The following is a 12,947-nucleotide window of genomic DNA, read 5'->3' on the forward strand; positions in this document are numbered from 1 at the left end:
TGACTAAAGAGCTTTAACCATGAGCGATAACAAGCCACAAGACGAAAACAAATTAGTTGCCGTGCGTCGTGAAAAACTTGCGACGATTCGCGCCGAAGACGGGCCTACTTTCCCAAATGACTTTCGCCCTAAACACAAAGCTCAGGATGTTCAGGATAAATACGCGGAAATCAGTAAAGAAGCACTCGAAGATGATGATGTGCAAATCAGCGTAGCCGGTCGTGTTATGGCCATGCGTGGTCCGTGGGTAGTGATTCGCGATGCCAGTGGTGCTATTCAGTTATACATTACAAAAGAAGCTCGCCCTTTTGCCAAACGTTTGGATTTGGGTGATATCGTTGCTTGTGAAGGTAAGCTGCATCGCTCTGGAAAGGGTGATCTTTATGTGAATATGGATAACACGCAGCTGTTGACCAAGTCCTTGCGTCCCTTGCCGGATAAATATCATGGTCTGGCGGATCAGGAAACCCGCTACCGTCAGCGTTATGTGGACCTGATCGTCAATCCTGAAGTTCGCGATGTGTTTCGCACCCGCTCCAAAGTGATTGAGTTCATTCGCAGCTACCTGAATGGCAAAGATTATATGGAAGTGGAAACACCGATGTTGCAGGCCATCCCTGGTGGTGCTACGGCACGTCCGTTTGTGACTCATCACAATGCTCTGGATATTGATATGTATTTGCGTATCGCGCCGGAGCTGTACCTGAAGCGCCTGGTTGTGGGTGGTTTCGAACGTGTTTATGAAATTAACCGTAATTTCCGGAATGAAGGCTTGTCGACTCGTCACAATCCTGAATTCACGATGCTGGAGTTTTATCAGGCCTACGCCGATTACAACGACCTGATGGATTTGACCGAAGATATGCTGCGCAATCTGGCCGAGTCGGTATTGGGCACCACTCAGGTCCGTTCTACAGTGAAAAATGCCGAAGGGGAAGTGGAAAGTGAAACGATTTACGATTTCGCCAAGCCTTTCCGTCGACTGTCTGTGTTCGATTCCATTCTGCACTTTAATGATGATATTAATGCGGAAGAACTGGCAGATGAGCAGGGTGCTCGTAAGATTGCTGAAGGTTTGGGCATTCCACTGAAAGATATCTGGGGACTGGGTAAGGTTCAAATCGAAATTTTTGAGAAGACGGTCGAACACCGCCTGGACGACCCAACGTTCATTACCCAATACCCAACCGAAGTTTCGCCTTTGGCTCGTCGCAATGATGACAATCCATTTGTCACCGATCGCTTTGAGTTCTTTGTGGGTGGTCGTGAGATTGCCAATGGCTTTTCGGAGCTGAATGATGCGGAAGATCAAGCCGAGCGTTTTCAGCAGCAGGTGGCTGAAAAAGATGCGGGTGATGATGAAGCCATGCATTACGATGCCGACTATGTACGCGCGTTAGAGTACGGTTTGCCTCCAACAGCAGGTGAAGGTATTGGTATTGACCGTTTGGTTATGTTACTGACTGATTCCCCGTCCATTCGAGATGTTTTACTGTTCCCGGCAATGCGCCCTGAGTAAGATGATATGAGCAGGGACGTACAGTTAGACCCTTCTTGGAAAGCGCTGTTGGCCGATGAGTTTGAACAAGCTTATATGCAACAGCTCGGGGATTTTTTGCGCACTGAAAAGGCGGCGGGAAAAGTTATTTTTCCGCCCGGTCCGCAAATGTTTAACGCCTTGAACAGCACGCCGTTCGATAAAGTCAAAGTGGTTGTGCTGGGGCAGGACCCTTACCACGGACCAGGGCAGGCCCATGGCCTGAGCTTCTCGGTTCCTCCCGGTGTGCGAATTCCGCCTTCTCTGTTGAATATCTATAAAGAAATTGAGCGTGATCTGGGTTTGGCTATTCCTAATCACGGTTGTCTGCAAAGTTGGGCTGATCAGGGGGTGTTGCTGTTGAACGCAACCTTATCGGTACAACAAGCCAATGCTGGTTCTCATCAAAACAAAGGCTGGGAGCAGTTCACGGACAAAATCGTTCAGCTTTTGAGTGAGCAACGTGAAGGTTTGGTGTTTTTACTTTGGGGCAGTTATGCCCAGAAAAAAGGTCGGGTTATTGACTCGCAGAAACACTGCGTCCTGAAGTCTGTTCACCCATCCCCTCTGTCGGCCCATCGTGGCTTTCTGGGTTGCGGTCATTTTTCTGCGACGAATCACTATTTGCTTCAACGCGGGCAAACCGCGATCGATTGGTCTGTGCCGTCACAGTAATGTCAAAAAATGGCCGACCTCGTGCGGTCGCGATAGAGTGACAGCTATAGGGTGGTCATGTGATATTGAGTGACTTTTTATTCGAAGTAGAAGTCTTTGGTGATATTTCCGTGATAAATTACTCTCATGCTTACGCCCTATAACAAGAATGAGTATGAGGTAGCCATTGAGCTCACAAATAAGTTGGTCCGATTACTGGCAAACCGGGGCAGAACAATCCCTTCAGGCACATGCCGCCAGTCCCGTCAAACAATTCGTGCAACAGTACTTTGTTTCAAAGCTTAAAGATCAGGACAGTGTTCTTGATTTGGCAACGGGTAATGGCGCCTTGCTTCAGCAGTTGCCTGAGAGCCATACTGGCTTTTGTGTTGGTGTTGACTACAGTGATATTGTCCCGAATACCGATTTACGCCATCAGCATCACTTCATTCGTATGGACGGTTCCAGTCTGGCGTTTCCCGATCACAGTTTCAGTTGGGTGGTGAGTCAGTTCGGTTTTGAATACATTCCGCGTGAGAGTGGCATACGAGAGTTGTGTCGAGTGCTACAACCTACGTCGCAACTGTTACTTCTATGCCACCGAAAAGATTCTCTGCTGTGCCGCCACTCGCAACAACAGTTAATGGAAGGGCGTAGTGTTTTGGATAGTGGTCTGTTTGCCGCCGCTTGGCAATGGTGCCAGAACGCTCACACAGACAAAACGGACCGAGTGGGTTTGCAGAAACTGATGGCTTCTATGATGAACGAGATTCGTTTGCCCAGGGAATCCAGTTTGATGTTTGCGTTGTTACGAAGCCTTGCGCAGTTATTGACCGATGTTCGTGATGATAAAGTGCGTAGCGATCTGGCTCAACAAATGATCGGTCAATGGCAATCTTCCTTGCTGGCGAACATCGATCGGTTGGAACAACAGATTTCGGTTGCCTTAAGTGGTGCAGACCAAAAAAACTTGGTAGACACGATCAGGGCATCAGGGTTTAAGGCCAAAACCGTCGCACTCGCGGAGCAGGGTCGTCCATTGGCTTGGGGGATGTACTTCTCACGAGAACAGCGCTGAGCTTTTCGTGCGAAAAACAGGTTGCGTTGTCCTCGTGAGTGACGTGGGTTGATCAGGTAAGCATGGCCATGGCGGCTTCCATTTCAGCCGAAATGTCTTCGCCTTCGGCATCTTCCATATTGGGATCGAGCCCCAGGCGGGCAAATGCGGTTACGGTGCCGTAGTCAATATTAGCAAATGGGTGATTGCCTCCCATATGGCTTTGCAGCATGGCCACAGTAACGATATCCGCGTAGCCAACGGTATCGGCTTCGCGCGCAAAGTCCAGATGCTGGCTGGGTACGTGAACAAGCTCCGGGGAAAATTCCCAGGAGCTTAAAATCTTATCACCCAGTTCGGCGCCAAGATCATACACCAGCATATCCAGCACAAAGGGGTTATTCAAAGCGTCCGGATTTTCTTCGGCGTATTTGAAGATGGGGAGGGCGCCAATATTGTGTACCAGCCCTGCCAGGGTCGCCTGATCGGGTTGCAGATCGGTGCGGAACTTACAGAGCACATTGCACATGCCGGCAATTTCACTTGAGCGACTCCAGACTTCACGAATACGGCGATCAATCTCTTTCGATTTTGCCTGGAACATTTGCTCCATGGCTAAGCCCATGGCCAGGGAGGCGGTAAACTGTAAGCCCAGGCGCGAAAGCGCCATTTGCAGATTGGTAATTTCCTGGGCGCCGCGCATAGTAGGGCTGTTGGCCACTTTAATAATGCGCGCGGTCAGGGCGACGTCGTTACCGATAACCTTATTTAAATCCATAACACCGGCGTCAGGATCTTCAGCAACCTCCCGAACCTGCAGGGCAATTTCCGGCAAGCTGGGGAGTACTAACTCGTCATTATCAATAGCGGAAAGAATGTCTGTACGGGCCTGGGCCGCTAGTGGATTCATCGCATCGTCTCGTTTAAGGCTTGGCTTCTTATGGGCCGCCTTAACTGAGCGACCCTTATTTAAGTTATAGCATATGGGAGCGGTTCGACCGTGAAATTCCAAGGTCCGTCCGGAGACAGTGCCAGGGCATTTTGAGAGGCGTTATCTTTAACGACAGCCAGCGCTTCAATACCCTCCGCGCTGGTGGCAACATTAACCAACTCACCTACGGCTTGCGTGCTATCGGCGCCAAACAATTCGCGACCACTACTCAGCTGTGACTCAGCAACAGTGTCTTTGGTGTTCACTAAACGAACGGTATGGCGTTTCAAATTACCCCGGTACTGCATTCTGGCGATGATTTCCTGGCCGGTATAACACCCTTTTTGGTAGTTAATACCGCCCAGTTCGTTGAAGTTCAGCATTTGGGGAATAATCGATTCTTCCACCCCGGCCTCGACTTCAGCGATTCCCGCTCGAATATCCAATAACCTCCAGTAGCCGTTATCGACCAATACGGGCTCGGACTTTAACTGATCCAACAAATTTTTTATCTGCTCACGATCTGCCCAGATTTCAAAGCGGTCATCCGAAATATTGAGAACCTGGATGCCGTTTTGTTCGCTGCAGTGGCCCTCAGCGGGTGCCTGCAATTGCCAGGCCTGGAGTTGATCTGGGGCACCTTGGCCGTGTAAGCCAAGCCCAATACAGTCGGCATTCAATGTGAGTTCGGCTTTTGAAAAAATGGCGTATTTAGCCAACGCTTTGTGGGCATTGGCAGAAATATTCTGGCGCAAAATCAAACGGATGTGTTCTTCGCCTAGGGCGCTGGCTCGAAAACTGCTCAGCATCCGCCCCTTGTGATTGCAGTGCGCGCCAAGGCGCCATTGTGTCGTGCTGACCTCATCAAGATCACAGGTGAGCTGACCTTGCAGGAAGGTCTTGCAGTCTGGACCGATTACGTCGAGTACGCATTTGTGATCGAGCGTACAAAGGCGCAGCGGGCGCCCCTCAGCCGCCGCGGATTGGCTATCGAGCGTAGTGTAATTTGAGGCTTGTATAAGTTCTGACCAGTTGTTCATGGCTATTCCTATGTCAATGCGCTGGCCATTGTAAAATATTTTGCTTCAGCTGTGGTCGCTGTTATGGCCTTTAACTTATAATTGGCGAAAGCTGAATTCGAGGTAACTATGGATAAAAATCGCCTGTTTTGGGGTAGCCGACGGGGCATGTTAGAACTGGACCTGGTGTTATTGCCGTTTTTGGAAAACGTTTATCCCGATCTCGATCAGGAAGATAAAGAGCGCTACTGGGCGTTGTTGGAGTGTGAAGATCAGGACATGTTTGGTTGGTTTTTGAAGCGCAAAGACCCGGATGATCCCGAGATGTTGAAGATCGTCACGATTATCCGCAACAACACCGGTTTGCAAGAATAAGATTTTGCAGCAGAAGCGGCCGCCAAGATTTAATGTCGGCCGCCGTTATGTCGTACGGTTGCCATTGCAAGCATCCGCCTTTCTTTCTCTATTGATCTGTGCGCTTCACGGCTTGTTGTTTCTGGCGCTGTTGCTGTTTTCTGAACTTCCCCCTTTTGTGTATATCGTCGCGCTGTTGTTTCTGACTCTGAGTGCAGGGCTGTGGGTGCTGCGTCATTGGGCAATGAACGCTTTTCGGTTGTGTGTCAGCGAGAACGATGATGCACTCGGTATGCCGAAGCTTCTCCTTCAGGGGCGTGATCAGGATACGCTGATACTTCCCGAGGTTCATTCGGAGTGGCAACACTACGAATTGATCATTGCGAGAGTGGATATCCGCAGCGAGCTGATTGCCAGACAGATGGTTTTGTGCGGTAACTTACAGGCACGGGGAAGTTTGATGTATGTGAGCCAGTGCTTGTGGGCGGTCTTGCCCACGCACAGATTTCGCTGGCGGCTAATACTGTTTCGCTCGCTTCATGAGCCTGAGGCCTGGCGTTTACTTTGCCAGAGGCTGAGACTACTCCACTGAGGTGCTGACGATCAGATCCTGGCCTGCAAAATTCATCGGAACCAGAATCGTATCTTTGGCAACGTTGGATAATTCAGGGTAGTCGAGTGAGTAGTGCAGTCCTCGGCTCTCCTTACGACCCATGGCCGAGCGGATAATCAATTCCGCAACGGTTGCCAGGTTACGCAGCTCGATCTGATCATTGCTGACCTTGTAGTTGCTGTAATACTCCGCAATTTCTTTCTGCAGGAGTTTGATGCGGTGGGTGGCTCGTTCCAGGCGTTTTCGGGTTCGAACAATGCCGACATAGTCCCACATAAAGCGGCGGAGTTCGTCCCAGTTGTGGGAGATAACCACGTCTTCATCCGAATCGGTTACGCGCGAAGCATCCCAAGGCGCAATGGTATGAATGTCAGCGACATCTTGGATGGTCTCGCTGATGTGTCGAGCGGCCGCCTGGGCGTACACAATGCATTCCAGCAGAGAATTACTGGCCATGCGATTGGCGCCGTGAAGGCCGGTAAAAGAGGTTTCTCCGATCGCGTAAAGCTGCTGCAAATCGGTTTGGCCATTGTGATCGACCACAACGCCACCACAGGTATAGTGTGCGGCAGGTACTACGGGAATCCATTCTTTACTGATGTCAATGCCGAACTCCTGACAGCGGGCTTTCACCGTTGGAAAGTGCTCCGCAATAAAGGCTTCCGGTTTGTGGCTGATGTCGAGGTACAGGCAGTCGCTACCCAGACGTTTCATTTCGTGGTCAATCGCACGAGCCACAATATCACGAGGGGCCAGTTCCTCGCGTTCATCAAAGCGATGCATAAAACGTTCACCGTCGGGCAGGCGCAGATAAGCACCTTCACCGCGCAGGGCTTCGGTAATCAGAAACGATTTCGCTTTAGGGTGAAATAGGCAGGTCGGGTGGAATTGATTGAATTCCATATTGGCGATACGACAACCGGCTCGCCAAGCCATGGCGATGCCATCGCCTGAGGCCCCGTCGGGGTTACTGGTATACAAATACACTTTGCTGGCACCGCCGGTGGCGAGAATGACGGCTTTGGCCTGAAACAAATCGACCCGGTCTTTCGGACGGTTGTACACGTAAGCGCCGGCGCAGCGCAGCTTGCGACTGTTCGGGCTGGGCTGTTTCACCAGGTCGACTGCGATGTGGTGGGCATAGACATCAATGTTACTGTGAGCCAGGGTTCGTTCGGACAGCGCGGAGTGTACCGCTTGCCCAGTCGCATCGGCGCTGTGGATGATACGGCGGTGGCTATGGCCACCTTCTTTTGTGAGGTGGTAGTCCTCCCCCTCGGCTTCGCGTGTGAAATCGACCCCTTGGTCGATCAGCCAGCGAATGGCGTCAGCGCTGTTTTCAACGGTAAAGCGCACGGCGTCTTCATGGCATAGGCCTGCGCCGGCATCGAGAGTGTCGCTGACATGAGCTTCTACGGAATCTTCAGAATCCAGTACGGCGGCAATGCCGCCTTGGGCAAACCAAGTGGAGCCTTGGTTGATATCGGACTTGCTCAATACCGCCACTTGAAAGCGTTCGGCCAGATTAAGTGCCAAAGTGAGGCCTGCAGCGCCACTTCCAATGATAAGCACATCGTATTGATGTCGAGTTTTCATACTGTCGTTCCTAAAGCAAGCTGGCGCTAGTATACCGTATCTGCACATTTGGGTGTGTGATGGATAATCTTTGCAAAGACAGTGGCTTAGTCAGGGTAACTTAGGTAAAACGTAAACTTGTGGTTTCGCAATTCCTGTGGGAACTTGTGCCGTACTAACCAGTCTATGAGCTATCTTTGGTTCGCCCGTGCTAAACTGTTGCGCAAAATGCGACCGCAATAGATTAAAAGAAAGAACAATAGTGTATCTGCCCGAGAGCAGATTGTTTGGAGTGAGGAATGGCAGCGCAGTCGGCGCCAACAACGGATCAGCAGCTGGTAGAGCGTGTACAGAAGGGGGATAAGAAAGCCTTCGATTTGCTGGTGCTTAAATATCAGCACAAAATTCTATCGATCATCAGCCGCTATATTAAAGACTCGGCCGAGGTTCATGATGTTGCCCAGGAGGCCTTTATTAAGGCGTATCGGGCGCTCCCCAATTTTCGTGGTGACAGTGCTTTTTATACTTGGCTCTACCGCATCGCCATTAATACCGCTAAAAATTTCCTGGTGTCTCGTAACCGCCGCCCACCGGCCAGTGATGTCGAAGTGGAAGAGGCGGAGTTTTACGGCGGCAGTGATTATTTGAAAGATGTGGATAGCCCGGAAAACAATCTGTTCCGGGATGAGTTGCAAGAAGTGGTCGATCGCGCGATTACGGATTTGCCAGAAGACCTCCGAACCGCAGTAACCTTGCGGGAAATGGAAGGTCTGAGCTATGAAGAGATTGCCAGTGTTATGGCATGCCCGGTGGGCACCGTAAGGTCTCGTATTTTCAGAGCTCGGGAAGCGATTGAAAAGGCCATGTCCCCCTTGCTTCGATAAGGGGACGACGCCCGGAAATCCCTAGGGGGATTTTGTAGTTGAAGGAAGGTTTGGCGGGTGAGTTTGCAGCTTTCCGGCCAATGAGGTGACAAGAAATGTGCGATGGTTCAAAATTGTGTGAGCTTTTTGTGAACCTTTTGACATGTCTTGAGTCCTATTGAATGATTCGGAGTGTCGCAGCTCTGGAAATGGTTTGGTTAACTCGTATGAACGAGACCGCTTATACTTTGCTAACACTAGGGCACCACAGAGTGTCTAATGGGGAAACGCTATGACCGATAAGTCCGTTGATCAGCATCGCCAGCAAGACCAGCAAATCGCTGAGTCGCTTTCGGCTTTGGTAGACGATCAAGCCAGTGAGTTGGAGTTACGTCGACTGTTAAAACAGTCCGATCCTCAGCTGGAGGAGCGTTGGTCTCGATATCACATGATTGGTGCCGCAATGCGTGGTGAGCCTCTGATGTCCAGCGAAAGCATTCTGCCGGGTATCCAACAAGCTCTGGAAGACGAGGCGCCTCATCAAGCCAAACCTGCGGGTTTCTGGGCTGGAGCCGGCCGCTTGGCTATTGCCGCTTCCGTGGCTTGCGTGGTTGTGTTGGGTGTTCAACAAAACTGGCAGCAGTTTGCACCGGAAGGTACCGATGCCCAGTTGGCCGAAGCCGATGCAGCCCCGGTTATCAGTCAGCCGAGTATTGTAGAACAGCCCATTCTGGCCGCTGGTGTTAACAGTCAATTGCCTCGCGCACAAAGTCCGGCGATGGTGAATCGCAGCCCGAACTTCATGATGCCTCGTCAGTCTGACGATGAGCAGGCGACGTTGAAAGCTCAGGCTCAGGAAGAACTGCAGCGCCGTTTGAATATCTTAATGCTCGAACATGCGAACAATGCCGCTGCCAATAGTGGTCGTGGTGTATTACCCTACGCTCGAATCCCCAAAATTGAACAACAATAATCCGCTCTGATCATCGTTTTCGGTGATAATGCCACAGGGCATGTTAGTGAGCGTTTTGAGGTCATAAACTGACATGCAATCTACACGTCTGGTCGCTGCGCTGGCAATGTTCAGCTCAGTGGTCCTGGCTCAGTCCGAGCCGCAAGTCCAAGAATTTTCTGAAGGCTCCGCTGCGGCGGAGTTTTCCAGTAACGAAACCCTTTCTCGACCTGTTGAAGGTCAAACCGAAGGTGCGGAAACTCCTGAGCACGGTTTTCGTCCTAAGCCAAATGTCTCCGTGCCGCAAGCGGATAGCGCTTCCGCCAGCTCATCACCGGCATTAGGGCGCGCGCTGTCGGAACAGGAGCGCCGTGTTCTTATTCATCAGGAAGTGCAAACCATCCTGCATAAGATGTCTCGTGCGATGCGCGAATTGGATTATCAGGGCTTGGTGACCTTTGAATTTGATAACCATGTCGACAGCTTGAAGATATACCACAAGGTCATTGACGGTGTGGAGCATGAGCGCCTGGTTCAGCTCAATGGCATTCGCCGTGAGGTGGTGAGTACAGGGCGTGCGGCAAACTGCACCGCGATTGGTGAGCATTTGCTTCGAGGTGCCAGTATGCGCCTTGGCGAACGTATTCTTCGCCTTGGCGATTTGTATCAGTACTCTATTCTGGGGCGACAGCGTATTGCCGATCGCGAAGCCCTATTGCTCGGCATCAAACCCCGTGATGAGCACCGTTACGGTTATGTCATTGCTCTCGATCGCGAGACGGCGTTGCCGCTTATGATGGAATTGGTCGGCGGTGCCAACAAGGTGCGCGAGCGTTTTCAATTCGTGGATTTGCAGTTGGGCGACCTGGTGTCGGCTGAGCAATTACTGCCCAGCGATGCCCGTGCTGAGCGAGTGGATCAGGCTCATTTATGCAGCAGCAAAGAGCAGCTGCCGGATGTGCATAACACTCTGCAAACCTGGGAAGCAGGTTGGTTGCCGGAGGGCTTTGTGTTCACCGGACAGCAGCAGTCGCGTACCGGAGCGGATCAGATTATGTATACCGATGGCTTAAATGCGCTGTCGATCTTCATTCAGCCTGTCAGTACCGATGAGGTGTTGATCAGTGGCACCACTCATCGTGGCGCAACCTCGGTGGTTATGAGTAAAATGAGTCATGGCCAGCAACTGTACACCGTTACTGCTGTTGGAGAGATTCCTGGTGGCAGTTTGCGCCAGATTGCCGAGTCAGTGCGCTTGAGGCGTGCCAGTAGGTAAAGCATGATTCGAGAAGATGGCCGCATTATTGCTGTGGCCGATGATCATCTGTGGTTACAGACCACCCAGAAAACCACCTGCGACAGCTGCCTGGGGCGACATGCCTGTGGGCAGCGTCTGCTGCAGAACCTCAATGAAAGCCACGGTCTTTTGAAAGTGCCTTTGCTTGACGCCGTAGGAGATACCTATAGGCAAGGTGAAACCGTCACGATTGGCATTGAAGAATCCACCTTATTGCGGGCAACGATGCTGGCGTATCTTATGCCCTTATTCCTGCTGATGCTTATGGCCTTTGTGGGACAGCAACTCGGAGGCGAGTTGCTATCAATTATTGGTGCTCTCCTTGGTTTGGGAGGTGGTGCGCTCTGGGTTCGCCACCGCCTGTCAAAAGAAGACTGCCATTCCCGCTTCCAGCCCCGATTGCTCAAATAAAATCTGTGCACGGATTGTGCGATCGGGTAAATTCCCATTAAGCTTTGGAACCAAGTTGGTATCGAGTAATCCAATGCCATGGACACGCGGCTGGACGCCGTACGAAGAAAACGCTGTTTGAGGTTGAATATGACGCTACGCAAAGCATCGCCTTTTGCATATTTGCAAAGTTGTTTTTATCTAATGCTGTTGCTGCTGCCAGCAACATTGCAGGCGCGCGAGCTGCCTGAGTTTACCCAGTTAATTGAAGAGCGCTCTCCTGCGGTGGTTAAAATTAATACCATCGAAAAAGCGCGCAATCGACGTTCGGCTCCCCAACGCCAAGACATTCCCGAAATTTTCCGCCACCTGTTTGAGCAGCGTCAGCGCCAGCAACCGCAGCGTCAGGCACGTTCCATGGGCTCCGGTTTTATTATTTCCGAAGACGGATATTTGCTGACCAACAATCACGTCATTGATGGCGCAGATGAAATTACTGTCAATCTGCTGGATCACCGTGAGTTTGATGCCAAGGTGATTGGTGTCGATGCGCGTTCTGATCTGGCTTTGCTGAAGATCGAAGCCAGTGACCTTCCGTATTTGAGCTTTGGCGACTCCGATGACTTGAAAGTAGGGCAGTGGGTGTTGGCGATTGGTTCCCCCTTTGGTTTGGACTTTACCGCCAGTCAGGGCATTGTCAGTGCCATTGGCCGCAGCATTCCTACCGAGAATAATGAGAACTATGTGCCGTTTATCCAGACCGATGTTGCCATTAATCCAGGTAACTCCGGCGGCCCACTGTTTAATCTCAATGGTGAAGTCATAGGCATTAATTCCCAGATCTTTACCCGCTCGGGTGGCTCAAACGGTTTGTCTTTTGCGATTCCAGCGTCTGTGGCCAAAGAGGTTGTCGCGCAATTACGAGAAAAAGGTCGTGTTGATCGAGGCTGGTTAGGGGTTGCTATCCAAGATGTGGATTCTGATTTGGCCGCTTCTCTGGGAATGTCCAAGCCAGTTGGTGCTTTGATCTCTCAAATTGATCCCAAGGGACCTGCCGCTGAATCGGGCCTTCGTGCAGGTGACGTCATCATCAAGTTTGGCGACTATGACATCAATGATTCGGGTGAACTGCCTCACGCCGTAGGTCGCACGGCCCCTGGATCTGAGGTTGAAGCGTTGGTTATGCGTGAAGGCAAGCGAACCAAGATTGATGTAACGGTTGGATCCTTGAGTGGCGAAAATGACCAGGTAGCGGGTACTCGTGCCAATATGGGCGGACGTATGGGTCTTGAGGTCGAAGAGGTTGGTGATCGTCTGCGTCGAGCCTGGAATCTTGATGGGGGTGTCATTATCAAGCGTGTGCGCCCTGAGAGTCCTGCCGCCAAAGCGGGCCTGCGTCCCGGTATGGTGATTGTGCAGATGGGCTTTAAGGAAGTGAAAGACGTTGAAGGCTTCCACAGCATCATCGCGGAGTTGCCAGCTGAAGAGCTCTTGCCGATTCGATTCTTTGTGAATGGTCGACCGGTCTTCCGAAGCTTCTCTCTGCCGGAATAAGCGTCCGTATACCCGACTGACGGTGGCCCGAAATGGCGCCGTCGGCCTAAATGGGGTAGACTTGCCGCCTTGAATTTTCCTGTGCCTTGGCTTTTGCCGGGGCCATTTTATTTATGGCGCATGAGAATGTGCGCCCTTGGACGTTTTAACT

13 protein-coding genes are annotated in these 12,947 nt (G+C 51.3%); 10 read left to right on the plus strand and 3 right to left on the minus strand.

Going from position 1 to position 12,947, the window contains the following annotated elements:
• The first annotated feature begins 19 nt into the window (after positions 1-19).
• From lysS to ABWW03_RS15660, 3 genes are all read left to right on the plus strand, one after another.
• Positions 20-1,519, plus strand: coding sequence for a lysine--tRNA ligase (lysS, locus tag ABWW03_RS15650; protein ID WP_353409788.1), 1,500 nt, complete (start codon positions 20-22; stop codon positions 1,517-1,519).
• Positions 1,520-1,525: 6 nt separating this feature from the next.
• A complete protein-coding gene (gene ung / locus ABWW03_RS15655) occupies positions 1,526-2,212 on the plus strand; it encodes a uracil-DNA glycosylase (RefSeq protein WP_353409790.1) in 687 nt (228 codons plus the stop codon).
• 166 nt (positions 2,213-2,378) lie between these two features.
• Entirely contained in the window at positions 2,379-3,269 is an 891-nt protein-coding gene (locus ABWW03_RS15660) for a class I SAM-dependent methyltransferase (protein WP_353409792.1), read from the plus strand.
• Between the two features lie 52 nt (positions 3,270-3,321).
• On the opposite strand, the gene ABWW03_RS15665 is transcribed toward ABWW03_RS15660, so the two are convergent.
• Positions 3,322-4,158, minus strand: coding sequence for an HDOD domain-containing protein (locus ABWW03_RS15665; RefSeq protein WP_353409794.1), 837 nt, complete (start codon positions 4,156-4,158; stop codon positions 3,322-3,324).
• A gap of 59 nt (positions 4,159-4,217) precedes the next feature.
• Positions 4,218-5,219, minus strand: coding sequence for a YgfZ/GcvT domain-containing protein (locus ABWW03_RS15670; protein ID WP_353409796.1), 1,002 nt, complete (start codon positions 5,217-5,219; stop codon positions 4,218-4,220).
• 108 nt (positions 5,220-5,327) lie between these two features.
• Here ABWW03_RS15670 and ABWW03_RS15675 point away from each other — a divergent pair, with 108 nt between their 5' ends.
• Complete coding sequence (locus tag ABWW03_RS15675) at positions 5,328-5,573, plus strand: succinate dehydrogenase assembly factor 2 (protein ID WP_353409798.1); 246 nt, start codon at positions 5,328-5,330, stop codon at positions 5,571-5,573.
• Positions 5,574-5,577: 4 nt separating this feature from the next.
• Complete coding sequence (locus tag ABWW03_RS15680; RefSeq protein ID WP_353409800.1) at positions 5,578-6,144, plus strand: hypothetical protein; 567 nt, start codon at positions 5,578-5,580, stop codon at positions 6,142-6,144.
• Here ABWW03_RS15680 and nadB read toward each other — a convergent pair.
• Positions 6,133-7,761 carry an L-aspartate oxidase gene (nadB, locus tag ABWW03_RS15685; protein WP_353409802.1) on the minus strand — a complete coding sequence of 543 codons (1,629 nt, stop codon included), beginning with the start codon at positions 7,759-7,761 and terminating at the stop codon, positions 6,133-6,135. The two genes, ABWW03_RS15680 and nadB, sit on opposite strands and share 12 nt — an antisense overlap.
• 278 nt (positions 7,762-8,039) lie before the next feature.
• Here nadB and rpoE point away from each other — a divergent pair, with 278 nt between their 5' ends.
• The 5 genes from rpoE (at position 8,040) to ABWW03_RS15710 (ending at position 12,796) form a co-directional block, all read left to right on the plus strand.
• Positions 8,040-8,624 carry an RNA polymerase sigma factor RpoE gene (rpoE, locus tag ABWW03_RS15690; RefSeq protein ID WP_353409804.1) on the plus strand — a complete coding sequence of 195 codons (585 nt, stop codon included), beginning with the start codon at positions 8,040-8,042 and terminating at the stop codon, positions 8,622-8,624.
• Between the two features lie 271 nt (positions 8,625-8,895).
• Positions 8,896-9,576 (plus strand): sigma-E factor negative regulatory protein, encoded by a 681-nt coding sequence (locus ABWW03_RS15695; protein ID WP_353409806.1) that lies wholly within the window; start codon positions 8,896-8,898, stop codon positions 9,574-9,576.
• Positions 9,577-9,649: 73 nt separating this feature from the next.
• The gene (locus tag ABWW03_RS15700) at positions 9,650-10,831 is read left to right on the plus strand and encodes a MucB/RseB C-terminal domain-containing protein (protein WP_353409808.1); all 1,182 of its coding nucleotides are present in this window, start codon (positions 9,650-9,652) and stop codon (positions 10,829-10,831) included.
• Between the two features lie 3 nt (positions 10,832-10,834).
• Positions 10,835-11,263, plus strand: a complete 429-nt coding sequence (locus ABWW03_RS15705; RefSeq protein ID WP_353409810.1) for a SoxR reducing system RseC family protein — start codon at positions 10,835-10,837, stop codon at positions 11,261-11,263.
• A 129-nt stretch (positions 11,264-11,392) separates the two neighbouring features.
• A complete protein-coding gene (locus tag ABWW03_RS15710; protein ID WP_435372764.1) occupies positions 11,393-12,796 on the plus strand; it encodes a DegQ family serine endoprotease in 1,404 nt (467 codons plus the stop codon).
• The last annotated feature ends 151 nt before the right edge of the window (positions 12,797-12,947 follow it).

The organism is Pseudoteredinibacter isoporae (genome assembly GCF_040372805.1).
GTDB classification, from domain to species: domain Bacteria; phylum Pseudomonadota; class Gammaproteobacteria; order Pseudomonadales; family Cellvibrionaceae; genus Pseudoteredinibacter; species Pseudoteredinibacter isoporae_A.